Below are 24,711 nucleotides of genomic sequence, written 5' to 3'. Positions count from 1 at the left end.
GCCGGCCGCCCGGCTACGGAGCGCCGGGGCCGACGTCCGCGGTGGTGAGCGGCCGGTTGGCGATGGCGGCCGTCGAGTACTCGTCGGCGCCGACGTCACGCAGGCTGCCGCGGGCCTGACCGTCGAGGTCCAGCGTGACCGGTGCGGTCGACAGGGTCGCCGCGTCGATCGCGGGGCTGCCCGCGGCGAGCCGCGAGACCCCGTCGGTGCCCTGCACGAGTTTCGGGTCGATCCGGCGGAAGGTGCCCGCGGGGATGTTCCCGTTCCCGCCCGAACCCCACAGGATGTTGCCCGACCACGTGAAGTTGCCCGTGGTGCTCATCGTGACCAGGTCGCCGTTGCTGCCGACGAAGAGGTTGTCGGAGATCGTGCAGTCGCGCGGTTCGATCGTCCGTTTGGTCTCGCCGGACAGCGTGCCGCTGTTGTTCAGCAGCGTGTTGTGCGCGATGAGCACGCGGTCCGCCGCGTCGTTGCCGCGCCGTGACTCCTTCGATTCACCCGGGAAGTGGTCCCGGACGGAGCCGCTGCCGACGACCAGCGCGGTGCCGGACACTCCGGCGACGTAGTTGTTGACGATCTTGTGGTCGTTGCCGTAGATCCGGATGCCCTCCTTGCCGCCGAGGATGAAGTTGGATTCGACGACGGACTTGTTCCCGTGGCGCAGCACGATGCCGCCGCGGCTGTTCCGGATGGTGTTGTTGCGGATGAAGTTGCCCGACGACTTGACCGAGATCGCCTCCGGGTCGCCGTTCGCGCGTTCGAACAGGTTGAACTCGATCTTGGCGCCGGCGGTGCTCAGCGCGCGCGGGCTGACGCCGAGCCGGATCGGCTCGCCGCCGTTGTCACCGGGGAAGGTGTGGTCGGAGAAGTAGTTCCGGAAGACCTCGACGTCCGCGGCCATCTTGTCTTCGTCCGCGCCCTCGATGCAGAGCATGACACCGAGGGTCGTCTTGTGGTGGAAGTGGTTGCGGTCGATCTTGCTGTTGTCGGCGCGGACCATCACCCAGTGCAGGTCGGGGAGGTCGGCGAACTGGAGATCGTTGCGGGTCAGCCGGATCCGCGAGCAGTTCGCCGGGATCTCCAGCGTGGTGCTCTGGCGGAACTTGAACCCGCTGATCGTGACGCCGGTGGAGTCGTCGAAGACGAAGCTCTGCTCACCGGTGAGCGTCACCCCGCCGCGGGACTGGGCGACGATGGTGATCGGCTGGTCCTTCGTGCCGCGCCTGCCCTTGATGCTGATCGGCTTGCCCGTCGGCACGGTGTACGTGCCGTTGTTCACGGTGATGACGGCGCCGGGGCCCGCCTGGTTGATCGCGTTCTGCAGTTCGGTCAGCGAACTGACGTTCAGGGCGCACAGCCCCTGCGGTTTGGCCGACGCCGTGCCCGCGGTGACCCAGGGGACGGTGATCAGCGCGGCGCCGAGGGTGGCGCCGCTGAGGAACCTTCTGCGATCCATGATGCCTCCGTGCTCAATCGGTGGGGCGGGTTTCGGCGGCGGGGCTTTGTTCGTTCAGGAACAGTTCGATCACCGGGACCGGGGTGTCCGGTTTCCGGATGGGGAGCTTGAGGGTGAGCGTGCCTTCCGGCTGCCCGCCCATCTGGGTGTTCTGCGCGGTCTGCCCGGGATCCGTGTGCACCTGCCGGATTTCCGAGGCGTCGTCGAGCAGTTGGGCGTAGCGCACCCGCCCGGCGAGCCCGGGCAGGTGGACGTGGTTCATCGGCCAGCTGAACAGGTGCAGGTATAGCCGGTCGCCGCGCCGGGTGTAGCGGCCGTCGGCGGGTGCGGTGAACTCGGCGGGACCGCAGCCGCGGATGGAGCGTTCGTGCCGGTCCATCCAGCGGCCGAGTTCGGCGAGCACCTCGAGCGCCCGCGGGTCGATCTCGCCCCGGCCGTTCGGCCCGACGTTGAGCAGCAGGTTGCCGTCCTTGGACACGCCGTCGACCAGCATCCGGATCAGCAGCTCCGGGCTCTTGTAGTCGAGGTTGTCGCGGTCGTAACCCCAGCTGCCGTTCAGCGTCTGGCACGCCTCCCACACCACCGGGACGCCGTCGCGGGTCATCGGCCCGGACGGCTGGTACTGCTCCGGGGTGATGAAGTCACCCGGGATCCCGGTGCGGTCGTTGACCAGGATGCCGGGCTGCAGTTCGCGGACCAGCGCGAGCAGGCCGGGGGAGTCCCAGTCGTCGGGTCCCTTGCCGCCCCACCATTCCTTGCGGCCCTTGTACGAGAAGTCGAAGAACAGGTAGTCGATCGTGCCGAAGCGGGTGAGCAGTTCGCGCACCTGACCGTGCAGATAGAGCTGGTACTCGGCGATGTCGGCGTACTGGTGCGCCGCGATGTACTCCGCGTCGTCACGGCGGGGATGGGTGCCGTCGACGGGGAAAGCCGGGTGATGCCAGTCGATCAACGAGTGATAGAAGCCGACCTTCAAGCCCTCTTCGCGGCAGGCGTCGACGAACGGCCCGAGCAGATCCTTGCCGTAGGGCGTGTTCGTCACCTTGAAGTCGGTGAGGTCGCTGTCCCACAGGCAGAAACCGTCGTGGTGCTTGGTGGTGAGCACGACGTAGGTCATGCCCGCGGCCTTCGCGGCGCGCGCCCAGGAACGCGGGTCGTACTTGTCCGGTTCGAAGTGGTCGAAGTACACCCGGTACTGCTCGTCGGTCAGCTTTTCGCGGTTCTGCACCCACTCGTGCCGGGCGGCCAGGGAATACAGTCCCCAATGGACGAACATCCCGAACCGGTCGTGGGTGAACCAGGCGGTGGAACTCACTTCGCTCCTTGTGATGGTGGGTCAGCCCTTGAGTGCGCCCGAGGCGAGGCCGCGGACGAACGAACGCTGGAAGAACAGGAACGCGGCGACCGACGGGAGCAGCGCCAGCAGCGACGCGGCCATGATCACGCCGGGCGTGACGTTCGTGTCGATCCGCAGCGTCCGCAGGGCCAGCGGCAGGGTGTAGGTGGAAGCGTCGGTCGACACCAGCAGCGGCAGCAGATACTGGTCCCAGATCATCGTGAAGCCGAAGACCCCGATCACGCCGAGCGCCGGCTTGCACATCGGGAGGATGATCTGCGCGAAGATCCGCAGGTCGCCCGCCCCGTCGATCCGCGCGGCCTCTTCGAGTTCACGGGGGACGTCCTTCATGAACTCGGTCATCACCAGGATCGAGAAGGCCCACGCGCCCAGCGGCACGATCATCCCGGCGAGGCTGCCGATCAGGTTCAGATGCACCACCGGCAGATCCGACAGGATCAGCGACAGCGGGATCGCGAGGATCTCCTCCGGCAGCATCAGCGTCGCCAGGATCGCGACCAGCACGAAGGTCATGAACCGGAACTTCTTGCGCGCCAGCGCGTAGCCGGCCAGCACCGAGATGACGACCTGCAGCAGCAGGCCGAAGCCGACCACCAGGAACGAGTTGAGGAGGTACATCCCCACGCCAAGGTCGAAGGCGATGCCGAAGTTGTCCAGGGTCGGGCTGGACGGCACGACGCTCAGCGCCGTCGGATCGGAAACGTCGTTGAACGCGCTGACCAGCAGCGCCAGCAGCGGCCCGGCGAACACCAGGAGCAGCAGGGCGTACAGGACGAACTTCAGGATCCGCCCCGCCGGGGATTTGACGGCGTCGAGGCCGAGTGCGGAATCGTTGGCCGCGGTCATGCGTCTCGCCTCCGTCGGAGCACCTGGACGAACAAGGTCAGCACGAGCGTCGCGAGGAACAGCAGGACCGCGCCCGCCGCGCCGACGCCCAGCCGGTTCTGCTCCAGGCCGAGTTTGTAGATCAGGGTCATCGCCACTTCCGTCGAGCCGTTCGGCCCGCCGTTGGTCAGCAGGAACACCTCGGTGAACACCCGCAGGCCGCGGATCGCCGCGAGGACGAACAGGATCGAGAACACCGACCGCAGGCCCGGCAGCGTCACGTGGAGGATCTTGCGCCAGCGCGAGGCACCGTCCACAGTGGCCGCTTCATAGAGGCCCCTGTCGATTCCGGCGAGGCCCGCGAGGAAGATCATCATGTCGTACGGGGCACCGCGCCAGATCCCGGTGACGATGACCGAGAGCATCGAGCTGTCGGGATCGTTGATGAAGCCCGACGGGCCCATCCCGACCAGGCCGAGGATGGAGTTCAGCATCCCGTCCTCGGTCGGGTGGTACATGATGCGCCAGAGTTCGGCGACCACCGCGATCGGCACGACCACCGGCAGGAACGCCGCCGACCGCAGGAACTTCAGCCGCTTGCTCTGGCCCTCCATCAGCAGGGCGAGCGCGAGGCCGATGATCATCGACCCCGCGGTCTGCCCGACCGCGATCACGATGGTGTGCCAGACCGCGGAGTGGAACGCCTCGTCACCGAGGACGGTGCTGTAGTTCTGCCCGCCGACCCACGTGTTGCCCAGGTACGGCTGGACGTCCTGGAAGGACATCGTCACCGCGGTGAACATCGGGATGAACTTGAAGTACACGAACAGGATCAGGGCGGGCGCCAGGAACAGCCACGGCGTCCACCACTTCCCGTCGCGGTCGCTGCGCCTGCGGGCCTTCGGCGCGGGCGTCCGCTTGACGGCGGGACGGTCCGCGCCGACGGCCGCCGGCTTGGCGTGATCTACGGTCATGAGGCGCTGATCCCCTGTTGCTGCAAGGTCGCGGTGAGCTTGGTGTCGAGTTTGGACAGTTCCGCCTTGAGGTCGAGCTTGCAGTCGGCGACGAGCGCGCTGATCGTGTCGGCGGTGTCCTGGCGGACCGGCGTCCAGTTCGGGATGGACGGCGCGTAGTGGCCGGACTTGGTGTAGATCTCGGCGTAGGTCTTCCAGCGCGGGTCGGAGCGGACCTGGGTGATGTCGACGTTCTTGTTCACCGGGAGCTGCACGATGAAGGCCGATTCGCCCTCCATGCCGATCTTCTGGCCCTCGACCGAGATCGCGAAGTCACCGAAGGCGTCCTGCCCGGCCTGGTTCGGCGAACCGGCCATCATGTAGATCGACAGGCCCTCGGCGAGGACGTCGGCGTTCTTGGCGCCCTTCGGCATCGGGACGACCTCGTACTTGTCCTTGCCGAGCGACTTGTCGAACCGGGGCAGCAGGTACGGGCCGACGACGTACATCCCGGCCTTGCCCGCTTCGAAGGTCTCGTTGGTCGCCGGGGTCGGCATGGTGACCGAACCTGGCTGGATGACGTTGTCCTTGCAGCCGAGGTCGCGGAACCACTGCACCGCGGCCACGGATTCGGGAGTGCTCATCGCCGGCTTGTACTTGCCGCCCCCGGTCTCGGAGATGAAGTCGCCGCCGGCGGCCCAGAGGAAGTTCGAGAAGTACCACGAGGCGTAGCCACGCTTGGTCGACAGCGTCGCGTTCAGGCCCGCGGTGTCGGCCTTGCCGTTGCCGTCGGGGTCGCCGGTGGTGAAGGCCTTGGCGAGGTCCGCCAGCTCGGCCCAGCTCTGCGGGACGCCCTTGCCGAGCTTCTCCCGCCAGTCCTTGCGGATGAGCAGCGCCGAGGCCTGCGCGCTGTAGGGCAGGCCGTACAGCTTGCCGTCCGCGGTCTGGTTCGACTTCAGCGCCTGCTCGGTGAGCTCCGAGGTGTGCTTGATCTTGCCCGGTTCGACCTCGCGGACCAGACCCTGGCTCTTCAGCGTGCCCAGCTGCGTGACGTCGTTCATCACGATGTCCGGCAGGTCGCGCTGGGCGGCGCGCTGGGCCAGTTTCGTCTCGAAGTCGTCGAAAATCGCGGTGACCTGCACCTTGAACCCCGTGGCCTTCTCGAAGGCTTCCGCGAGCCGTTTGGTGGCCTGCTCACCAGGGCCGCCGGGGGTCGTCCGGGTCCACAGTTCCAAGGGTGCCTTGGTGTCCTGCGCGACGTTCGTTCCGGCGGGGCCTGCCGAGCAGCCCGAAAGGACCAGCGCTGAGACAGTGAGTCCCACGCCGATCCACCGCGATTTCCGCATCGCATCTCCTGTTCACTGTGGACCACGCTGTCTACTTCGCAGGGGACGGTAAGCGCTTTCCCGGGGTCTGGTCAATGGTCCGATGATTACGAATCTCAATCAGCACGGTTTGCCCGTGCGACGGAGTCGCCGCGCGTGGACCGGGTCAAGCATCCGATGTATGGTCGCCGCGGAGGTAGGAATGACCGAGCTGCGACACCGGCCGACGGCACTTCTCGTGATGGAGGAACGCCGCCGCGACGACGTTTATCCCGAGGCGGTGCTGAAGGAGATCGAAACGCTGGTGGACCTGCGTGAGCCGCTCACCCGTGAGCGGCTGGCGGAGGACCCGGCGACACTGGAAGGCGTCGAGATCCTGCTGTCCGGCTGGGGCGCCCCGGTGCTGGACTCCGTCCTTTTGGGACACGCGCGGGACCTGCGGGCCGTGCTCGTCGCCGCCGGCTCGGTCCGGCCGCTGACCACACCCGAGTTCTGGGCGCGCGAGCTGCCGATCGTGTCGGCCGCGGCCGCGAACGCCGTCCCGGTCGCCGAGTTCACCCTTGCCCAGGTCCTCTTAGGACTCAAGCAGGTGCACCGGATCTCCCGGGAGATCCGGGAGCGGCGGGCCTATCCGCCGGATCCGAGGGTCGCGGGTGCCTACCGGTCGCGGGTCGGGCTGCTCGGCCTCGGCGAGATCGGTGCTCTCGTCGCGTCGCATTTGCGCGGTTTCGACGTGGATGTGCTCGCCAGCGACCCCGTCGTCGACGCGGCGACGGCCGACGGTCTCGGCGTACGGCTGGTGGGCCTGGACGAACTGTTCGCCACGTGTGCCGTGGTCAGCCTGCACGCGCCGCTGCTCCCGGAGACCGAAGGGCTGGTCAATGGGGAGCTGGTGGCCAGGATGGGCGTCGGCGCGACCCTGATCAACACCGCTCGCGGTGCCGTCGTCGACGAGCCGTCGGTCGTCCCCGTGCTGCGCGAGCGCCCCGATCTGACGGCGATCCTCGACGTCACCTGGCCCGAACCGCCCGAGCCGGACTCGCCGCTGTACACGTTGCCGAACGTGGTGCTCACGCCGCATCTGGCGGGCGCGCTGGGTGCCGAACGGGCTCGGATGGGTGAGCTGGTGGCGGCTGAGCTGCGGCGGTTCGTGCTCGGTGAGCCGCTGGAGCACGCCGTCGCGCCGGACCGGGCACACCTCAGGGCTTGATGCTCGCCGTTCGGACGACGGGGCGGCGGGCCGGGGGTGCCCATGGTCCTGCTGTACGCCTTGGGCAGCTTGGGCCGATTGGTATTCGCTCGCGGCGATGGCCGACGAAGTGACCGATCTGCTGGGGGGCGGGCGGATCTGGCCGGCCATTCACTGGGCGGCCAGGTCGCCGTGCTGGGCCCAGGCCGCTGCTCCGGAACCTGGCGCTCGCGGGTCCCGGATTGCCGGAATTCGACGACCTTGCGCTCGTGCCACGGCATCCGGTGACCGGGCGGTCGTGGCCGCACTCGGGCGCGGCCGACGTGGTGCCGGTTGCCGTCGAGGTATGGACTTGGCTGGCTTTCGGCCGCGACCCGGTGACGGCGCCGGTCGCCGGGGCATGCCGGCAGGCGTCCTGCGACGATCCGCTGCCGAAGTGCCCGGGCGGCCGTTTCCCTCCCTCGCCCGATGCCTTGCTGCAGACCTTGGCGCGGCTCCCGGCTGTTCGGAAGCCGTGGCTGCGGACGATCTACGACCGGGTGCGCGCCGCCCCCTCGGCCCGCCTCGCGGGGCTGGCTGTATAACGACCTGCACGGCGCGCCTGTGGTCTTCGCCGGCAGTCGGCGACAGGCTCGGTGGGGGCGTCGCCGATTACCGTTCGGGTGCGGGGATTCGCCACGGACTGTTGCCGCGAAACGGCGACGGCCGGGGAGCTGGCGTGGGTGGCCTTCGTTGGGGTGGTCGGCAACCACGACGCACTGTGAGCCACGGCTTGTTGCCGTGAATCGGCGAAGCTTTGAGTGACTCCGCCTGGTCGCCGCGAAACGGTGAAGCTCTGAGTGACCCCGCCCCGTTGCCGCGTATCGGCGACGGGTGGCGGGATTGGTCGGTCACGTGACAGGGGCACTGGCGGCCCGTTGCCGTAGAACGGCGACGTCGAGCGGCGGCTTGAGGTCTCCGCAACTCGGTCCCGTGGTCTGTTGCCGCGAAACGGCGACGGCCGTTGGGGTGTGGGATCGGATCCTGCCGGGCGGGCCGAGGGTCGTTGCCGCGATTCGGCGACGGGTCATGGGTGTGGCGGGATTGGTCGGTCACGTGACAGGGCACTGGCGGCCCGTTGCCGTAGAACGGCGACGTCGAGCGGCGGCTTGAGGTCTCCGCATCTCGGTCCCGTGGTCTGTTGCCGCGAAACGGCGACGGCCGTTGGGGTGTGGGATCGGATCCTGCCGGGCGGGCCGAGGGTCGTTGCCGCGATTCGGCGACGGGTCATGGGTGTGGCGGGATTGGTCGGTCACGTGACAGGGCACTGGCGGCCCGTTGCCGTAGAACGGCGACGTCGAGCGGCGGCTTGAGGTCTCCGCAACTCGGTCCCGCGGTCTGTTGCCGCGAAATGGCGACGGCCACGGATGGCGGCGGGATCGGTCGGCCAGACGACACGGGTCACCGGCGTCCCATCGCCGCAGGACGGCGACATGGCCCTTCGCCACAAAACGGCGACAGACCCACGAGGCGCCAGCGGTCAAGTCACCGGTTCCGCACCGCGGGCGTGAACATCCGGGACACAGACTCCGGCGGCACGGCGCCGGCCCCGTCGAGGAGCGCCCGCAGGTCCGGCTCGCGTTTGGGTCGCCGCGTTCGCCAAGCTGATGGTGCGCACAACCCGGTCGCGCACCTTCGGCGATGAGACTCAAGCCGCCCGTACCGAAGTTCCGAGCGCGACCCGGCTGACGCGTAGTCCCGAGCGGCCGAGTAGGTAGTACTGATCCAGTGGCATGGAAGCGTCTTCTCAGTGGTGCCCGGCGTGGGCGGGAACGACGAAGCTCACCGTCTTCTGGTCGAGGATCTTGTGCGTCGGGTCGGCGAGACCGATCCACACCTTGTGCGGTCCCGCGGGCAGTGACTGGATGATCAGCGGTTCCCCGCTGCCGTCCGCCCAGTGCCACGCCGCGTCGTCGACGGTCACGTGGATATGGCCGATCCGGGGCGAGACGTCCAGTGCGGCGGGGCCGTACACCGGGACGATCCGGAGGTTTTCCGCCCGGTACCGCAGTACGACGAGGCCCATCGCGAGCTGCTCGGGCAACGGCTCGTCCACGACCAGCGACGGCGGAGGCTGCGACGGCAGCGGTACCACGGGAGCGGGCGACCAGCCGGCGGCGGCCGCGGCGGCAGGGGGAGCGGCGACCGGCGGGGCGGGCGGGGGAGCACTACAGGCGGCGGTGAGCAGAACGGCGGCGGCGAGAGCGGCTTTCCCAAGTGCGGGCATGAATTCACGCTAGGACGGCCGAAGGTGCCGCGGCGCCCGTCGGACGACGTCATCGGTGTACGTCACCGTGACACTTTCCGGTGATCATCCAGTGAACCGGCCGGATCCGGGGAACCCGGGGGCATCGACGGAAAAGGGAGAGCACCATGAAGACTCGAATCGCCGCCTTGGCGGCCGCGGTCACGTTCTTGGGCGCCGTCACCGCCTCGCCCGCCATCGCGGATCCGGTGCCCGGCAGCCCGAACCAGTTCTACGCGTCCTGCGCGGTCGATCTGCTGGGCGTGCCGGTGGGCTGCCTCGAAACCGACGAAGAGCACGCGACGCACATCTGTCAGTACGTGCTCACGACCTTCGGCCTCGGTCTCGACTGCATCCAGCGCTGAATCCGCTCAGGTGCCCAGCCAACCGGGGTTGGCCGCCGCCCATTCGGGAAGCCGATGCCGGATCACGCCGGGCTCGGCGATCGCGTGCATGAGTCCACTTCGGACAGCGGGGACGTCGATGGACGAGCCGTCCCGCCACAGCAGGAGATGCCTCGTCCGCAGCGGCGCACCGCGCAGTGCCACCACCGGTCCTGGAATCGCGGAACCGGAATCGAGGGAGCGGACGGGTGCCACCGCGCGGGGTTCGTGCTGGACGGTCCGGCGCACCACCGTCGGGTCCAGTTTCCGGACGGTGATCGCACCGAGGCCGGCGCGGGCGCACTGGTCGGCCAGGTGCTCGGGGAACTCGTCGTTCTCGTCCGACGGCACCAGCCAGACCGAGCCGTGGAGGTCGGCCAGCGACACCTCGCCGCGTGCGGCGGCGGGATGTTCCGGGGACACGGCCACGAAGATCGGCTCCGTGCCGACGGGAAGCAGGTGGACGCCCTCGGGCGGGACGATCTCCTGCCCAGGGTGATCCGCGTACAGCGCCAATTCCACCGTGCCGTCGCGCAGGGCCGAGAACAACCCTGTCCGATTGGTCAGCGTCAGCAGTTCGACCGGACGGCCGGGGGCCGCCGCGGCGACCACACCGCTCAGCGCCTCGGCGAAGACGGTCGGAAGCGCGCCGATCCGGAGCGGTTCCCCGGAAGGCGCGCTGTGGAACCGGCGGATCGCCAGTTCGAGGTCGTCCGCCGCGGCCAGTACCCGGCGCGCGTGGTCCAGCAGCACCTCGCCCAGCGCGGTGGGCCGCACGCCGTGCCGGTCGCGTTCGAACACCGTCCGTTCCAGCGCCCGCTCGACGCGGTGGAGCTGCGTGCTCAACGCGGGCTGGGAGAGCCCGAGCGCGGTCGCGGCCTTCGCCATGCTGCCCGCGGACGCGATCGCGTCGAGGAGCCGCAGATGCCGGACATCGATCTCCACCGGCCAGGTATGGCCGTCCCCGGGGCCGATCAGGGGGCTGATCACAGGTCGTCCTCGCTGATGATCGTGCGGAGTTTGTGCAGGGCTCGATGCTGGGCGACCCGGACCAGGCCGGGACTCACCCGCAGGACCGCGCCGGCCTCGGGCGCCGTCAGGCCGACCGTGATCCGCAGGCGGAGGATCTCCTGCTGGATGTCGGGCAGGCTGCTCATCAGCCGCGTCAACCGGTCGTGACCGTCGGCCGCCAGGGCCTGCCACTCGGGTTCGTTGGGTTCGGGCGTCGCGTGCTCGGGCGGATCGGGCATGGGTTCCGACCTGTCCCGGGCTCGCCTCCGGAAGGCAGCGGCGACCTTCCGGGCGGCGATCCCCAGGACGGCGGTGAGGAAGGAACCGCCGGTGGTCCGCGCGGTCGGCAGTGCGGTGAGTACGGCGAGACAGGTCTCCTGCGCGACGTCGTCCGCGGCGATCTCCCGCGCGTCCGTTCCGTCCATCCTGTTCCGGCAGTAGTCCGCGACCACCGGCTGGACGATGTTCATCAGCTCGCTCGTCGCCGCGGGGTCACCGCGGCGGGCGCGGGGGACGAGGGACTCGAGATCCGCCGTCAGCGCGCCGTCGTCAGGGAGAGGAGCCGCCCCCGGCGAGGTGAGGTCGCCGGGGGCGGTCCAGGTCAGGCGAGTTCCCAAAGCGCGGGCACGTTCGGCGGTTCCCAGCCGGGCATGGAGGTGTGCGGCTGGATGACCCGGTAGTTGCTGCCGCCGTAGCTGGCGGTCGCGCCGGAGCCGTAGTACGTGTACGGCGCCCAGGTGCCGCCCGGCGGGTTCGACGTCGTCGGGCTGGTCGGGGTGGTGGGCGTGGTCGGCGTCGTGGTGGTGCTGGACGGCGGGTTGCCACTGACCGTCAGGCGCAGGTTGTAGACGCTCAGGATCTCCGAGATCGGCTGGAAGTAGATGGTGCCGCCGGAGGTGCAGTTCCCGGAGCCGCCGGAGGTGACGCCCTGTGCCTGATCGCCGGTGAGCCAGGAACCGCCGGAGTCACCGGGCTCGGCGCAGGCGTTGGTCCGGGTCAGGCCGGTGATGGTGCCCTCGGGGTAGGTGACCGAGGTGTTCTTCTGCAGGATGGTGCCGCAGCGCCAGCCCGTGGTGGAGCCGGAGCGGCACACCGAGGAGTTGACCGGGGCCTCGGTCGAACCGGCGACCGGCACGGTTCCGGGGTAACGGTTCACCAGCGGGCGCGGGGTGTTGCCCGCGTCGGCGCGGACCCAGGCGTAGTCGTTGCCGGGGAAGCTAGAGCCGGCGACGCTCCCGCTCGGGTTCGAGGTGCGGGTTCCGGTCCTGCCGCAGTGCCCGGCGGTCACGAAGCCGCCGTCGACCGCGAAACCGATGGAGCACCGGCCCGAGCCGAAGGTGTAGGCGTTGCCGCCGATGATGTCGATCAGCGGGCGCGGCTGTTCGGTGCTGGCCTCGACCCGGACCAGGTCGGACGGCACACCGGCCTCGGCCGCCCACGACTTCGCAGCGCCTTCGCCGCCGGCGTTGGCGAGCACGACGATCGAGTTGGTGGTGACGTCGGTGAACCAGCCCGGCACGGTCTTCGGTGCCTTGGCGGACTTGGCGTCGAGCCGCAGCTTCGCCGCGTCGAGATCGGCGGCACTGCGGGCGACCGTCTTCGGGGTGGCTCCCGCGGCACGCACCAGGTCGCCCACGGCGGCGTCGGTGACCGCGACGGTCAGGGTGGTCCCGGAACCGTCCAGCCACGATCCGGCGTACGACGTGCCGAGCTGCTTCTTCAGCGTGGTGTCGGCGACCGCGGCACGCTGTTCGCTCGCGAGGCGGAGCTTGGCCTGTTCCGGGCTGATCTTCAGGTCGCGGGCCATCGCGGCCAGCATTTCGGACTGGGACTGGTCACCGGCGGTGGCCTGCTGACCGGCGCTCGCGTTGGGGGTGAGGGCGATGGCGGTGACCAGGCCTGCCCCGGCTATGGCCGCGGCTGTGGCGGCTAAGATCTTTCTGTTCATTTCAACGCTTTCCTCGAAACGGGCGGGGGAGGGGGATTCGTCCCCGACCGTACGAGGCGGATCACGCAACTGGTACATACCATTTGGGTCATATCGCCCGGCTGGAACGCGGGGTGATATGGCGGCGGTCCGTGCTGATCCGGGTGGCGATTTCGTTGCGGTGCAACGGTTCAACCGCTGCCGGGAGAAAGGTGGCACCGGCTCGAGATCCGGTGTCCATTGTCGTCAATACCGTACTTTTGAGGGGTATGGCAAAGGGAACGCCGGAACTTCTCACAGTGTGGGGAAGTGCCCGTCGTGCCGGAGGGGGCGACGGCACGACGGGCACTGGTGCGGGTGGCCTCAGTGGCCGGTGCAGCGGTAGCTCGTGGCCACCGCGGGATCACCGTGGCCGCGGTAGCGCGATACTTGCGGATACGGGCAGAGATCGCGGGTGAGGGTCTTGTCGCCGTTCGCCGCGGACAGGGTCGACGGCGCCTTGCCGCGTTCGACCCAGTCGACGAGCGCGCCCAGCGCGTTCGTCGGTGCGGCGCCGGCGCCGCCGGAGCAGTGCGCGACACCCGGCGCGAGGAACAGCCGGTAGAAGTCATTGACGCGCTTCGGGCCGCCCATCTCGCGCTCGACCTCGCGGCGGTACTGCAGCGTGCCGCCCGGTGGGATCAGCTGGTCGTCGGAGCCGACGAAGGAGATCAGCTTGCCGCCCGCACGGCGGAACGCCGACAAGTCGGGGTCCGAGGCCCCGATGACGTCGTCGTACTCCCGCACCGACTGGCGGAACAGGTCGGCGAACTGGCGATAGGTGATCTTCTCGGTGTCGAATCCGGGCTGCTTCTCCAGGAACGTCTGAACCCACCCCACGGCCACCGGGAAACCGGGAGCGTTCGTCACCGGGCCGAAGTCCGCACCCTTGGGGAGACCGGCCCAGAGCCGTCGCCCGTGCTCGTCGGCCGGCCCGGCCCAGATCTTGCGGACGACTTCGGCGTCCGCCGCGGTGACGGTGACCTCCCGGTCGCCGCAGCGCACCTTCGTGCCGATGAGCGATCGAGGGTCGTAACCGCATTCGTCGGGCCGGTCCACGATGCCGTTGGTGACCCCGTCGCGGCCGTCGCAGGCCTTGATCGCCGCCTGCTGGAAAGCGGTGAAGACGCAGGCCGCCGGGAAGGTCTTCTCCTGGTTCATCACGACGCGCGGCCAGAGGGTCGCGACCGCGAACTCCGCCCAGTGCACGGCGGGGGCGTTCGCCAGGACGCCGTCGAAGTCTCCCGGGTACCGCTGCGCTTCCGAGTAGCCCTGACGGCCACCGGTCGAGCACCCGTTCCAGTACGAGTAGGCGACTTCGCGCTGGTAGAACTTCTGTGTCACGTCCTTGCCGACGAGAGCGGCTTCGTGCACGGAACGGGTGGCGAAGTTCGTCACCAGGGTCTTGTCGATCTGGCCCTGGGGCGTGAGTGCCCACGAGGTGTCGAGGAAGGTCAGCGGGACACCGGCGTCGGTCGTCACGCCGCTGTAGCCGTCCTTGACGGCCTGGACCAGCGGGGCACCGAAGTCACCGGCGGTGTAGGCGCTGCCGCCGACCGCCTGGAGCCTGCCGGTCCACCCGGTCCGGGGCAGCGCGACGGCGACCTTGACGTGGTCACCCGCCGTGCCGTGGGTCAGCGTGACGGTGATTTCGCAGTACGCGGGCACGTCCGTGATCGCGGCGGGGGCCGAGAACGGGGTGGGCGGGAACGTGACGGTCCCGCCGGGCTTCGGCTCGGCCCGGACGGACTCGATCCGCGCGCCGTCGGGCGCCGAAACCGGGACCGCCGCGCACGACGTCGCCGCCGCCTCGGCGGGCGCCGTCTGGGTGACCGAGGTCAGCACCAGCGGCAGCAGGGCGGCCAGCGGTGCCGCCGCCAGGAACAACTTCTTGCGTCTCATCACTTTCCTTCAGGGATTCAGTCGAACGAACAGCCGAGGTCGGGCACCCGGTAGAGCACCTCGAGCACGACCGGTTCCGTGCCCAGGTTCCGTCCGATGTGGACGTAGCCTGGGCCGCTCTCCTCGGTGATCGCCTGCCCTGCGCGATAGACGCCGTCGCTCGCGCAGGTCGCGTCGTGGTGGCTCAGACGACGCTAGGCCGATCGTGTTGACACGCCGTCTACATCCAGTGGACGGCGCCGGGAGTCCTGACCGGACCGTTTGGGTATCGTCGGACGGGCGGCCGCCCACGGCCGACGGGAGGAATGCCGCACCATGCCGCTTTTCGGACGGGAAGCCGAACTGAAGGATCTGTCCGAGCTGGTCGACGGGCCCGCCGCGGGCTGCGGCGGTGTTCTCGTCCAGGGCGAACCGGGCGTCGGCAAGTCCGCCCTCGTGGCGGAGGCGGTGGCCGCCGCGGCCCTCGGTGGCCTGCGGGTGTTGCGCGCGACCGGCGCCGAGGCCGAACGGAACTTCGCGTACGCCGCCCTGCACCAGCTGCTCCATCCGGTCCGGGCCGGTGCCGACAGCCTGCCCGCACCGCAGAGGTCCGCGCTCGGGGCGGCGCTGGGGCTCGCCGAAGGAGCGGAGCCCAACCCGTATCTGGTCGGGCTCGCCGCGTTGACGCTGCTCTCGGACGAGGCGGCGGCCAAGCCGTTGCTGATCGTCGCCGAGGACGTCCACTGGATGGACCGTGAGAGCGCCGACGCGCTCGCGTTCGTCGCCAGGCGGATCGAGACGGAGCCGATGGTGCTGATCGCGACCGTCCGGGGCGGGGAGCCGTCGCCGCTGCGGGACGCGGGACTGTCCTCAATGGACCTGGAGCGCCTTCCCGGCGACGTGTCGGCCGAATTGCTCGATTCCGTCGCCCCGGGCCTTTCCTCGACGACCCGGTCCCGCGTGCTCGCCGAGGCCGACGGGAATCCGCTGGCCCTGACCGAGCTGCCGTCGGCCGTGACCGAGGCGCTCGAACCCGTGCTGCCGCTGACCGAACGGCTCCAGCGAACGTTCGGGGCGCGGTTCGCGGCGCTGCCGGAACCGGCCCGGACGACTTCGCTGGTAGCCGCTCTCAACGAGACCGGCTCGCTCGCCGAGACCCTCGCGGCGGCAGGCGCGCTGCTGGGCGAGGTCCTCGAACCGTCGGTGCTGGCACCCGCCGTCGAAACCCGGTTGATCGATCTCGAAACCCGCGTGGTCACTTTCCGGCATCCGCTGATGCGCTCGGCCATCCCCGCCTCGGTGTCCGCCGGGGAACGGCGCCGCGCACACCTGAGCCTCGCCGAGGTCTTCCGTGAGCAGCCGGACCGCGGCGCCTGGCATCGGGCGGCCGCGGCGACCGGCGCCGACGAGGACGTGGCCCGCGAACTGGACCACGCCGCCGACCGCGCCCGGCACCGCGGCGGAGTGGCGGCCGCCGCCGCCGCGCTGGAGCAAGCGGCGCTGGTGAGCGCCGATCCGGAACGACGGGCGGACCGGCTGCTGCGCGCGGCCGAGCTGGCCGTCGAATCCGGCGGCCGGGAGACGGCGGAACGACTCGTCCGGGACGCCCGCGCGGGAGACCTGACGCCACGGCAACGAGCGACGGCGAGCTGGCTGCTCAGCGGGTTCGAGGACGGCGTCCGCGAGGACCTGTCACGGGTCGCGGAACTGGCGCGGCTGGCCGAGTCGGTCGCGGAGGACGGCCAGCCGGATCCGGCGATGCGGGTCCTGTGGGGTGCTGCCATGCGCTGTTTCTGGGCCGAGCCCGGCGAGGACACGCGGCGCATGCTGCTGGGCGTCGCGGACCGGCTCCCGGTCGAGGACTCGGACCCGCGCCTGGTCGCCGTCGCCGCCTACGTGGCGCCGTTCGACCGGGCCGGATCGGTGCTCCGCGAGCTGCGCGAACTCGCCGCCGTCACCGGTGCCGACCCCGAGGTCGACCGATTTCTCGGCAGCGCGTCGCTGCAGGTCGGCGCGGTCGATCTGGCGGCCCGGTTCTCCGCGGCCGCGGCGCCGGGGCTGCGGGCACAAGGCAGGCTCGGCCTGTTGCCGCGAGCGCTGGCGGTGCTGGCGTGGAGCCGGGTCCGGCTCGGCGACCTCGCCGCGGCCGTGCCGGTCGCGGCGGAAGCCGCCCGATTCGCCGAGGAGACCGGGCAGCCGTTCATGTACGGCCTCGCGACCGCGGTCCAGGCCGAGATCGCCGCCCTGCGGGGCGACCACAAACAGGCCAAGGCACTGGCCGTCGAAGCCGAACGGAGCGCGCTCGCCGCCGGTGCCCGGCCGGTGCTGGCGACCGTGCAACTCGCCAAGGGGATCGCCGCGTCGAGCGAGGGCCGCTTCGACGACGCGTTCGCCGACCTGCGACGCCTGTTCGACCCCGCCGATCCCGCCTGCCAGCCTGCGCTCCGCGTCTACTTCGTCGCGGAACTCGCTGAGGTCGCGGTCCGGGCCGGCCAGGTCGACGCGTTGCGCGAGATCGTCGCGGAGATGGAACAGCTCGCCCTGATCACTCCGGCGCCCGCACTGCGCATCGGCTTGCGCTTCGCCCGCGCCGTCCTGCAACCGGGTGACGAGCTGTTCGAGGCCGCGCTGGAGGCGGAGCTGGACGGCTGGCCCGCCGAACGCGGGCGGCTGCACCTGGCCTACGGCGAATGGCTGCGGCGGCAGCGGCGCGCCGTAGACTCGCGGGCGCATCTGCGCACCGCGCGGGAGACGTTCGACGCGCTCGGCATGACCGCGTGGGCCGAACGCGCGCGCCGTGAACTGCGGAGCGCGGGGGAGTCCAGCCCCAACCGCGGTCCCGACGCGCGGGAAAAGCTGACCCCGCACGAGCTGAGCATCGTGCAGCTGGCCGCGGAGGGCCTGACGAACCGGGAGATCGGACAGCGGCTCTACCTGTCGCACCGGACGGTCGGCACGCACCTGCACCGGATCTTCCCCAAGCTCGGGGTGAGTTCGCGGGCGGAACTCAAGAAAGCCTTGGGCCTCGTGAGTGGTAAGGACGGTTAGAACCGTCCTTACCTCTCACGAGCGCGACATCTCAGGCGACCGTCGCGTCCAACGTCACTTCCACGTTCCCCCGCGTCGCCTTCGAGTACGGGCACACCTGGTGCGCGCCCTGGACCAGCTCGTCGGCGGTGGCCTGGTCGATTCCGGTGGCCTCCAGGTGCAGCGCGGCGCTCAGGTGGAACTCACCTGTTTCGGTGTCGTGGTGGAGCGTCACCTCGGCGACGACGGCGAGGTCGTCCAGCTTGACCTTCTTGACGCCCGCGACGCGGCGGACGGCGCCGACGAAGCACGACGCCCAGCCCGCGGCGAACAGCTGTTCCGGGTTCGTGCCGTCGCCGGAGCCGCCGAAGGCCTTGGGGACGGCGAGGCCGACATCGAGCACGCCGTCGTCGGAGGTCGCCCGGCCGCCGTTGCGGCCTTCCGCGGTCGACGTGGCGACGGCGGTGTACGTGGTTTCAGACATGCCGCAACCGTAGGAATCCCGCCCTGACGGCGGCGACCGTCGGACGACGTCATTCCTGTACGTCATGGGTGGACGACGTACGCCGATGACGTCGTCCGACGCTCGCGGCCGTCGCGCGGGCTCGCCTACTTTTCCGCTCATGTCCAGCCTGCCGCAGGAAGTCCGGTATCGCTTCACCGTGCTCGGCCCGCCCGGTTTCACCAGCGGCGGCACCCGGATCGACCTCGGCTCGCCGCAGCAGCAGGCGGTCTTGATGCTGTTGCTGGCCAACGAGGGCAGTTTCGTCCGCACCGGTGAGCTCATCGACGGGCTCTGGGGCGAACGGGCGCCGGCCACCGGTGAGGCGGTCATCCGTACCTACATCTCCCGCCTCCGGCGGCTGCTCTCCTTGCAGGGCTTGGGTTCGGCGATCGTCTCGCGGTCCGGCGGCTACCGGCTGGACCCGGACCGCTTCGAGGTGGACGCCGTCGAATTCGCCCGGCTGATCGAGAGCGCGCGTCAGTCGCACGACGTGGACACGGCCGCGAAGCTGCTGGAACGCGCGCTCGGACTGTGGACCGGAACGGCGCTGGCCGGCGTCCCCGGCGAAGCGGCCGAACAGGAGCGCTCGCGCCTGGAGCGACTGAAACTGACCGTCACCCAGGAACTGCTCCGGCTGCGCCTCGAACTCGGGGAACACGACGAGGTGATGGCCGAAGTACCCGTGCTGATCGAGCGGAACCGGCTCGAGGAGCCACTGTACGAGATCTACCTTCTCGCCCTTCATCGCGGCGGGCGCCGGGCCGAGGCGCTCGAACTGTACCGCTCGATCCACGAACTGTTCGACGAAGAACTCGGGGTCCGGCCGGGACCGAAACTGCGGGCGCTGCATGAGAAGGTGCTTCGCGCCGAGGACGATCCGGCGCCCGGCCTCCGTGACTCGGCTCCGCTGTTCGTCGGCCGCGAGCGCGAACGGGCGGAATTCCGGCGGCTGCTCACGAGAGACCCGGCCGACGGTGCCGAGGTCCTGTTCCTCAGCGGACCACCCGGCATCGGGAAGTCGACCCTGCTTCGGAAGTTCGCCGACGACGCGGCGGCCATGGGCAAACCCGTGCGGCTGTTCGACGGGCTCGACGATCCGGCGGGAGTCCTGCGCCGCCTGCCCCGAGACGCCACGGTCGTGATCGCGAGCCGGACCGGGCCGGACGCCACGCTGCTGGTCGATCCGGCGTGGGCGGGGAGGACCCGGATCCGGAAGCTCGAAGCCTTGAGCGAGAACGAGTCCTCGGCGCTGCTCGAAGCCCGTGGTGTCGCCGCGGCTCTGCGGGAGTCCATTGTGGACTTCGCGGCGGGCAACCCGTTCGCGCTCTCGCTGGCCGCCGAGGTGAGCAGGTCGCCACGGCCTGACGCGGAGCGCTACGTGGTGGACACCGTTTACGCGCATCTGGCCGGTGATCCGCCGACGGAGGCACACCGGTGGGCGTTGTACGTGTGCGCGCAAGCGGAGCACACCACCGAAGACCTCCTCCGGTCGGTGCTGCCGGGAGGACGGTCGTCGGAGCTGTTCGACTGGCTCCGCGACCACCCCTGCGTCGAGACCGCCACCCACGGCCTCGTCCTCGGCGGTGTGCTCCGTGAAGTGCTCGACAGACACCTCCGGTGGCGTGACCCGGCGGGCCGCGCAAGGATGCGCGGCCGGATCAGCCGGGTCACGACCGGCCGGTGATCAGGTGCGCAGCCACACCGCCGTGTCCATCGGGAGAGCACCGTCGACGGGGCCACTGGCCAGGAGCACTTCGCGGTGCGGCGGCAGCGCCACCGGCTTGTCCGAGAAGTTCAGCACGAAGGTGAAACCCGGCTCCCGGGTGAAGGCGAGCACGTGGTCGCCCAGTGCCAGCCAATCCAGAGCGCCGGGGCCGAGCGCGGGCAGTTCGCTCCGCAGGCGCAATCCGGCGCGGTAGAGCCGGAGCATCGACGCCGGATCGGCCTCCTGCGCCTCCGCCGTGTTGGAGCGCCATTCCTCGGGCTGGGGCAGCCACGTCCCACCGCCGCCGAAACCGAACGGCGGCGCGTCACCGGACCAGGGGAGCGGGACGCGGCAGCCGTCACGGCCGGGATCGGCGCCGTTCGTGCGGGCCCACACTGGATCCTGACGGAGTCCGTCCGGGATGTCCTCGACCTCCCACAGGCCGAGCTCCTCCCCCTGATAGACGTACAGCCCACCGGGCAGTGCCATGGTCAGCAACGCCGCAGCCCGTGCCCGCCGGGTCCCGAGTTCGCGGTCCACCGGGGTGCCGTGCAGCCGGTCGGCGAACGCGAAACCGGTGTCACCTTCACGGCCGTACCGGGTCACGTGCCGGGTGACGTCGTGGTTCGACAGCACCCAGGCCGCGGGCGCGCCGACCTCCTCGTGCGCCGCCAGCGTCCGCTCGATGACGTCCCGGAAGCGCGTGGAATCCCACGGGCACACCAGGAAATCGAAGTTGAACGCCGCGTGCAGCTCGTCGCGGCGGAGGTACCGCGCGGCCCGCGACATGTCCGGCAGCCACATCTCGCCGACCATCACCCGGTCGCCCGGGTAGCTGTCGGCGATCTTGCGCCACGACCGGTAGATCTCGTGCAGCCCCTCCTGATCGGAGAACGGCGTCTCGTCGCCGGGAGCGACGTCGGGCAGGCGCGGGTCCTTCACCAGCCCGTCGGCGACGTCGATGCGGAAGCCGTCGACCCCGCGGTCGAACCAGAACCGCAGCACGTCCTCGAAATCGGCACGGATGTCCTGGTTGTCCCAGTTGAAGTCCGGCTGGCGCGAGCTGTAGAGATGCAGGTACCACTCGCCGTCCGGAACCCGGGTCCACGCGGAGCCGCCGAAGCGCGACTGCCAGTTGTTCGGCGGCTCGGAGCCGTCCGGTCCGCGCCCCGGCCGGAACCAGAACCGTTGCCGTTCCGGTGATCCCGGCTCCGCCGCGAGTGCGTCGGCGAACCAGCGGTGCTCGTCGGAGCAATGGTTCGGCACGATGTCGATGATCACGCGGATCCCTTTGGCGTGGGCCGCGGCGATCAGGTCCTCCGCTTCGGCGAGGGTGCCGAAGAGCGGGTCGATGTCCCGGAAGTCGGCGACGTCGTAGCCGCCGTCGTCCATCGGCGACGGATACCACGGGGTGAACCAGATCGCGTCGATCCCCAGCTCGGCCAGGTAGTCCAGCCGCGCGCGGACCCCGGCGAGATCGCCGATGCCGTCGCCGTTCCCATCGGCGAAACTGCGGATGTAGACCTGGTAGATCGCCGCGCTCCGCCACCATCCGGCGGACTGCCCCAATGCGGTCACGGAAGTGCCCTCCTCAGTCGTTCGTGGATACCCCGAATGCGGCGAAGAATTCAGCCTTTGACGCTGCCGGCGGTGAGCCCGGCGAGAATGTGCCGCTGGAAGGCCAGGAACAGCGCCACCATGGGCAGACTGGCCAGCACCATGCCCGCGACGAGCACGTTCAGCGGCATGTCGATGGCCACCCGCTGCAGCATCACCGACAGGGTCTGCTTTTCGGTGTCCGGGAACACCAGCAGCGGCCAGATGAAGTCCTTCCACGCGGCCACCACCGCGAGGATCGAGACCACGGCCAGGATCGGCCGGGAGATCGGCAGGATGATGCGCCACAGCGTGCGCACCGGCCCGGCGCCGTCGAGCCGCGCGGCCTCGATCAGCTCGTCCGGGATCTGGTCGAAGAACCGTTTCAGCAGGTAGATGTTGAACGCGTTCGCGGCGGCGGGCAGCCAGACCGCCGCCGGCGAGTTGATCAGGTTGAGGTCCAGCAGCGGCAGATCGGTGATCGTCACGTAGGTGGGCACCAGCAGCGCCGCCGCCGGGAGCATCAACGTCACGAGCATCAGCCCGAGTACGACGTTGCCGAACTTCGGCCGCAGCTTGGACAACGCGAACGCCGCGGGAACGTCGATGGCCAGCTGGGCCAGCCAGGCGCCGCCCGCGACGATGACGGTGTTGAGGAAGTACTTGCCGAGACTCAGCTGGTCCCACGCGTCGGCGAAGGTCTCCGGATGCCACTCGCCCGGGATGAACGTCGCCGGCGTCTGTGCCAGCTCCTGCGGTGACTTCATCGCGCCGGTCACCGCCCAGTACAGCGGGAACAGGAACGCGAGCACGAACAGGAGCAGCGTGCAGCCGAAGATCACGGCGTACCCGATCTTGCCGCCGGGGCTGCGGAGCGTGCTGGGGGAGACGAGCGTCCTCATGACCGATCCGCCTTCCGGGTCAGGCGCACGTACAACGCGGAGAACACCCCGAGCGCGACGAACAGCAGCAGGCTCAACGCGCTGGCCGAGCCGAAGTCGTTGTAGACGAAGGCGTAGCGGTACAGCAGCAGGAGCACGGTGACGGTCGAGTCGTCCGGACCGCCGCCGGTCATCACGTACGGCTCGGTGAACACCTGCATGGTCGCGACGACCTGCAGCAACAGCAGCACCAGCAACACGAACCGGGTCTGCGGGAGCGTGACGTGGATCAGGCGCTTCCACAGCCCGGCGCCGTCCAGTTCCGCGGCCTCGTAGAGCTCACCGGGGATGGTGCCGAGCGCGGCGAGGTAGATCAGCGTGGTGCTGCCCATGTTCGCCCACGTCGACACGAACACCAGCGACAACATCGACGTGTCGCTCGAGTCGAGCCACTGGCCGCCGGGCAGGCCCACGGCGCCGAGCGCGGAGTTGAACAGCCCGGCGCCCGGGTCGTAGAACCACTTCCACATCAGGGCGGTGACCACCGGCGGCAGCATCACCGGCAGGTAGACCGCGAGCCGGAAGAACGCCTTGGCGTGCCGCAGCTCGTTGAGCAGCACCGCGGTCACGAACGGCACCACGAACCCGAAGACCAGCGCGAGCACGGTGAACAAGAGCGTGTTGCGCCAGGCGATGCCGAACAGCGGGTCTTCGAACAGGCGGGTGAAGTTGTCGAACCCGACCCAGGTGGGCGGGTTGACGAAGTCGACCTGCTGGAAGCTCAGCAGCACCCCGCGCACGATCGGGTACCAGGAGAACAGAGCGAACACCACGAGCGCGGCGCACAAGAGGCCGTACGCGGTGAGATTCTCCTTGAGCTTGCGGCGCAACCGGTTCCGGCGGCGTTCGGCGGCCGAAGCGACCGGGCGACCGGCCCGCGACGACGTAGTCGCGGGCCAGTCGAGGACGCTACTTGACCTGGGCGAGGACACTGTTGACCTTCGACACGGCCGACGACAGCTGCTGATCGATATCCGCGTTCCGATCGGTGAGCACCGCCTGCATCACACTGTCGAGAATGGCGTAGACCTGCTGCGCGTTCGGCGGTTCGATACTGCCCCTGATCCGCGAACCGGAGTCCACATAGGACTGGTAGTTCTCGGCGGGAACGTTGGCGTGCTTGGCCTTGATCGCGAGCTGCTGGTCGCGGACCGCGCCCTGCCAGACGTCCGGAGTCGGCTCGGCGGGCAGCCCCACCGGTTGTTTGCCGTCGACGTACTGCTGGACGTGCTTCTCGAAGCGCTCCGGGTTGAGGTACTTCCAGCGGACCCATTCCAGACCGGCCTTGATCTTCTCCGGCGAGGCCTTGGGGTTGATCATGTAGCCCTCGCCGCCGAGCAAGGTGCCCTGCCCGCCCGGCATCCCGGCGACGCCGTAGTCCTCGTACTTGCCGTTGAACTGCTTGACCAGCACCGGGACGTTGTCCGGGGCCGCCATGTACATGCCGAGCTGGCCGGCGCCCATCATGCGCTGGACGTCCTGTGCTTCGAGGAGCTGCTTGCTGCCCATGGTGTCGTCTTCCCACCGCATGGCGCGCAGCTGGTTCAGGGCGGCCTTGGCCTTGTCGTTGTCGAACGCGGCGACCCATTTGTCGCCGTCCTTGCGGGCGACCTCGCTGCCCATCGAGTAGAGCCACGCGGTGAGGTGCCAGCCGCCCTGGTTGTTCTTGCTGTAGTCGGCGTACCCGACCGTGCCGTTGCCCAGCGCGGCGATCTTCTTCGCGGCCGCACGGACCTCGTCCCAGGTCTGCGGCGGTTTGTTCGGGTCGAGCCCGGCCTTCTGGAACAGTGGGCGGCTGTAGACCAGGCCCATGCTGTAGTTCATCGTCGGCAGGCCGTAAAGCTTGCCGTCGGCATCCCGGAAGTTGTCCAGTAATTCCGGTTTGATGTCGCCGAAGTTCTTCAGCCCCTTGGCCGCCTCGGTGATGTCGGCGGCCTGGCGGCGCGCGATGATCTGCGCCGGGTCGGTGAAGTAGACGTAGTAGACGTCTTCGAGCTGCCCGCCGGCGAGCTTGGCGGAGAACGTCTTCGGATCCATGAACCCTTCGTGGGGCTCGATGTCGATGTCCGGGTGGCTCTCCTCGAACTCCTTGACGTCGGCGTCGAAAACGCCGCGCTCGAACGGCTGGCTGGTCGGGGGCTGGCCGGTCACGGTGATCTTGACCTTGCCCCCGGCGCTTTCACCGGAACCGGAACCGCAGGCGGCCACCCCCAGGGTGAGTCCACCCGCGAGGAGCAGGCAGAACATCCGGCGGCGCACGGTGGGGGACCAAGTGCTGCTCATCTTCAAGCCTCATCTCGGGATCGC

Annotated in this window: 20 protein-coding genes; 5 read left to right on the top strand and 15 right to left on the bottom strand. The window is 69.6% G+C overall.

Annotated features, from left to right (window positions below; genetic code table 11):
* Positions 1-13: 13 nt before the first annotated feature.
* Genes CVV72_RS12280 through CVV72_RS12260 form a run of 5 tightly spaced genes read right to left on the bottom strand, consistent with a single transcriptional unit; the run spans position 14 to position 5,937 of the window.
* On the bottom strand, positions 14-1,456 hold the full coding sequence (locus CVV72_RS12280; RefSeq protein WP_219152557.1) for a polysaccharide lyase 6 family protein: 1,443 nt from the start codon (positions 1,454-1,456) through the stop codon (positions 14-16).
* Positions 1,457-1,469: 13 nt separating this feature from the next.
* Positions 1,470-2,771 carry an alpha-L-fucosidase gene (locus tag CVV72_RS12275; protein ID WP_219152556.1) on the bottom strand — a complete coding sequence of 434 codons (1,302 nt, stop codon included), beginning with the start codon at positions 2,769-2,771 and terminating at the stop codon, positions 1,470-1,472.
* 21 nt (positions 2,772-2,792) lie between these two features.
* Entirely contained in the window at positions 2,793-3,659 is an 867-nt protein-coding gene (locus CVV72_RS12270; protein WP_125690702.1) for a carbohydrate ABC transporter permease, read from the bottom strand.
* Positions 3,656-4,612, bottom strand: coding sequence for a carbohydrate ABC transporter permease (locus CVV72_RS12265; RefSeq protein WP_219152555.1), 957 nt, complete (start codon positions 4,610-4,612; stop codon positions 3,656-3,658). Before CVV72_RS12265 ends, CVV72_RS12270 begins: the two co-directional genes overlap by 4 nt.
* Positions 4,609-5,937, bottom strand: a complete 1,329-nt coding sequence (locus CVV72_RS12260) for a sugar ABC transporter substrate-binding protein (RefSeq protein ID WP_219152554.1) — start codon at positions 5,935-5,937, stop codon at positions 4,609-4,611. The genes CVV72_RS12265 and CVV72_RS12260 overlap by 4 nt, the downstream gene beginning before the upstream one ends.
* Before the next feature lie 181 nt (positions 5,938-6,118).
* On the opposite strand from CVV72_RS12260, the gene CVV72_RS12255 reads away from it, so the two are divergent.
* Together CVV72_RS12255 and CVV72_RS12250 are read left to right on the top strand one after the other, a co-directional pair.
* A complete protein-coding gene (locus tag CVV72_RS12255; protein ID WP_219152553.1) occupies positions 6,119-7,126 on the top strand; it encodes a hydroxyacid dehydrogenase in 1,008 nt (335 codons plus the stop codon).
* A 221-nt stretch (positions 7,127-7,347) separates the two neighbouring features.
* A complete protein-coding gene (locus CVV72_RS12250; protein ID WP_219152552.1) occupies positions 7,348-7,689 on the top strand; it encodes a hypothetical protein in 342 nt (113 codons plus the stop codon).
* Between the two features lie 1,202 nt (positions 7,690-8,891).
* Here the strand turns inward: CVV72_RS12250 and CVV72_RS12245 are convergent.
* Positions 8,892-9,371 (bottom strand): DUF6130 family protein, encoded by a 480-nt coding sequence (locus CVV72_RS12245; protein WP_255632649.1) that lies wholly within the window; start codon positions 9,369-9,371, stop codon positions 8,892-8,894.
* A gap of 146 nt (positions 9,372-9,517) precedes the next feature.
* On the opposite strand from CVV72_RS12245, the gene CVV72_RS12240 reads away from it, so the two are divergent.
* Positions 9,518-9,754: a hypothetical protein gene (locus tag CVV72_RS12240; protein ID WP_219152551.1), complete on the top strand. Its 237-nt coding sequence runs from the start codon at positions 9,518-9,520 to the stop codon at positions 9,752-9,754.
* 6 nt (positions 9,755-9,760) lie between these two features.
* On the opposite strand, the gene CVV72_RS12235 is transcribed toward CVV72_RS12240, so the two are convergent.
* From CVV72_RS12235 to CVV72_RS12220, 4 genes are all read right to left on the bottom strand, one after another.
* Positions 9,761-10,762: a LysR substrate-binding domain-containing protein gene (locus CVV72_RS12235; RefSeq protein WP_219152550.1), complete on the bottom strand. Its 1,002-nt coding sequence runs from the start codon at positions 10,760-10,762 to the stop codon at positions 9,761-9,763.
* Positions 10,759-11,400 carry a sigma-70 family RNA polymerase sigma factor gene (locus tag CVV72_RS12230; RefSeq protein ID WP_219152549.1) on the bottom strand — a complete coding sequence of 214 codons (642 nt, stop codon included), beginning with the start codon at positions 11,398-11,400 and terminating at the stop codon, positions 10,759-10,761. The genes CVV72_RS12235 and CVV72_RS12230 overlap by 4 nt, the downstream gene beginning before the upstream one ends.
* Complete coding sequence (locus CVV72_RS12225) at positions 11,385-12,731, bottom strand: alpha-lytic protease prodomain-containing protein (protein ID WP_219152548.1); 1,347 nt, start codon at positions 12,729-12,731, stop codon at positions 11,385-11,387. Before CVV72_RS12225 ends, CVV72_RS12230 begins: the two co-directional genes overlap by 16 nt.
* 342 nt (positions 12,732-13,073) lie before the next feature.
* Positions 13,074-14,651: a tannase/feruloyl esterase family alpha/beta hydrolase gene (locus CVV72_RS12220; RefSeq protein ID WP_219152547.1), complete on the bottom strand. Its 1,578-nt coding sequence runs from the start codon at positions 14,649-14,651 to the stop codon at positions 13,074-13,076.
* Positions 14,652-14,966: 315 nt separating this feature from the next.
* Here CVV72_RS12220 and CVV72_RS12215 point away from each other — a divergent pair, with 315 nt between their 5' ends.
* Positions 14,967-17,678, top strand: coding sequence for a LuxR family transcriptional regulator (locus tag CVV72_RS12215; protein ID WP_219152546.1), 2,712 nt, complete (start codon positions 14,967-14,969; stop codon positions 17,676-17,678).
* A 31-nt stretch (positions 17,679-17,709) separates the two neighbouring features.
* On the opposite strand, the gene CVV72_RS12210 is transcribed toward CVV72_RS12215, so the two are convergent.
* The gene (locus CVV72_RS12210; protein WP_219152545.1) at positions 17,710-18,141 is read right to left on the bottom strand and encodes an organic hydroperoxide resistance protein; all 432 of its coding nucleotides are present in this window, start codon (positions 18,139-18,141) and stop codon (positions 17,710-17,712) included.
* Positions 18,142-18,280: 139 nt separating this feature from the next.
* Here CVV72_RS12210 and CVV72_RS12205 point away from each other — a divergent pair, with 139 nt between their 5' ends.
* Entirely contained in the window at positions 18,281-19,846 is a 1,566-nt protein-coding gene (locus CVV72_RS12205; protein WP_219152544.1) for a BTAD domain-containing putative transcriptional regulator, read from the top strand.
* On the opposite strand, the gene CVV72_RS12200 is transcribed toward CVV72_RS12205, so the two are convergent.
* From CVV72_RS12200 to CVV72_RS12185, 4 genes are read right to left on the bottom strand one after another with little or no spacing between them, the layout of a single operon-like run.
* Entirely contained in the window at positions 19,847-21,445 is a 1,599-nt protein-coding gene (locus tag CVV72_RS12200; RefSeq protein ID WP_219152543.1) for a glycoside hydrolase family 13 protein, read from the bottom strand.
* Between the two features lie 50 nt (positions 21,446-21,495).
* Complete coding sequence (locus tag CVV72_RS12195) at positions 21,496-22,365, bottom strand: carbohydrate ABC transporter permease (RefSeq protein WP_219152542.1); 870 nt, start codon at positions 22,363-22,365, stop codon at positions 21,496-21,498.
* On the bottom strand, positions 22,362-23,336 hold the full coding sequence (locus tag CVV72_RS12190) for a carbohydrate ABC transporter permease (protein ID WP_219152541.1): 975 nt from the start codon (positions 23,334-23,336) through the stop codon (positions 22,362-22,364). The genes CVV72_RS12195 and CVV72_RS12190 overlap by 4 nt, the downstream gene beginning before the upstream one ends.
* Complete coding sequence (locus tag CVV72_RS12185; RefSeq protein ID WP_219152540.1) at positions 23,314-24,687, bottom strand: ABC transporter substrate-binding protein; 1,374 nt, start codon at positions 24,685-24,687, stop codon at positions 23,314-23,316. The genes CVV72_RS12190 and CVV72_RS12185 overlap by 23 nt, the downstream gene beginning before the upstream one ends.
* Positions 24,688-24,711: the final 24 nt, after the last annotated feature.

The organism is Amycolatopsis sp. TNS106, from assembly GCF_019330265.1.
In the GTDB taxonomy this organism is placed as follows: domain Bacteria; phylum Actinomycetota; class Actinomycetes; order Mycobacteriales; family Pseudonocardiaceae; genus Amycolatopsis; species Amycolatopsis lurida.
Note: the sequence above shows the minus strand (reverse complement) of the source record. Positions and strands in the feature narration are given on the sequence as shown.

What these genes read in the sequence shown, in the direction of transcription:
- CVV72_RS12280 (WP_219152557.1), bottom strand. Translation starts at nt 1,456, where the DNA reads ATGGATCGCAGAAGGTTCCTCAGCGGCGCCACCCTCGGCGCCGCGCTG.
- CVV72_RS12270 (WP_125690702.1), bottom strand. Translation starts at nt 3,659, where the DNA reads ATGACCGCGGCCAACGATTCCGCACTCGGCCTCGACGCCGTCAAATCC.
- CVV72_RS12265 (WP_219152555.1), bottom strand. Translation starts at nt 4,612, where the DNA reads ATGACCGTAGATCACGCCAAGCCGGCGGCCGTCGGCGCGGACCGTCCC.
- CVV72_RS12260 (WP_219152554.1), bottom strand. Translation starts at nt 5,937, where the DNA reads ATGCGGAAATCGCGGTGGATCGGCGTGGGACTCACTGTCTCAGCGCTG.
- CVV72_RS12255 (WP_219152553.1), top strand. Translation starts at nt 6,119, where the DNA reads ATGACCGAGCTGCGACACCGGCCGACGGCACTTCTCGTGATGGAGGAA.
- CVV72_RS12245 (WP_255632649.1), bottom strand. Translation starts at nt 9,371, where the DNA reads ATGCCCGCACTTGGGAAAGCCGCTCTCGCCGCCGCCGTTCTGCTCACC.
- CVV72_RS12240 (WP_219152551.1), top strand. Translation starts at nt 9,518, where the DNA reads ATGAAGACTCGAATCGCCGCCTTGGCGGCCGCGGTCACGTTCTTGGGC.
- CVV72_RS12225 (WP_219152548.1), bottom strand. Translation starts at nt 12,731, where the DNA reads ATGAACAGAAAGATCTTAGCCGCCACAGCCGCGGCCATAGCCGGGGCA.
- CVV72_RS12220 (WP_219152547.1), bottom strand. Translation starts at nt 14,651, where the DNA reads ATGAGACGCAAGAAGTTGTTCCTGGCGGCGGCACCGCTGGCCGCCCTG.
- CVV72_RS12215 (WP_219152546.1), top strand. Translation starts at nt 14,967, where the DNA reads ATGCCGCTTTTCGGACGGGAAGCCGAACTGAAGGATCTGTCCGAGCTG.
- CVV72_RS12210 (WP_219152545.1), bottom strand. Translation starts at nt 18,141, where the DNA reads ATGTCTGAAACCACGTACACCGCCGTCGCCACGTCGACCGCGGAAGGC.
- CVV72_RS12205 (WP_219152544.1), top strand. Translation starts at nt 18,281, where the DNA reads ATGTCCAGCCTGCCGCAGGAAGTCCGGTATCGCTTCACCGTGCTCGGC.
- CVV72_RS12195 (WP_219152542.1), bottom strand. Translation starts at nt 22,365, where the DNA reads ATGAGGACGCTCGTCTCCCCCAGCACGCTCCGCAGCCCCGGCGGCAAG.
- CVV72_RS12185 (WP_219152540.1), bottom strand. Translation starts at nt 24,687, where the DNA reads ATGAGCAGCACTTGGTCCCCCACCGTGCGCCGCCGGATGTTCTGCCTG.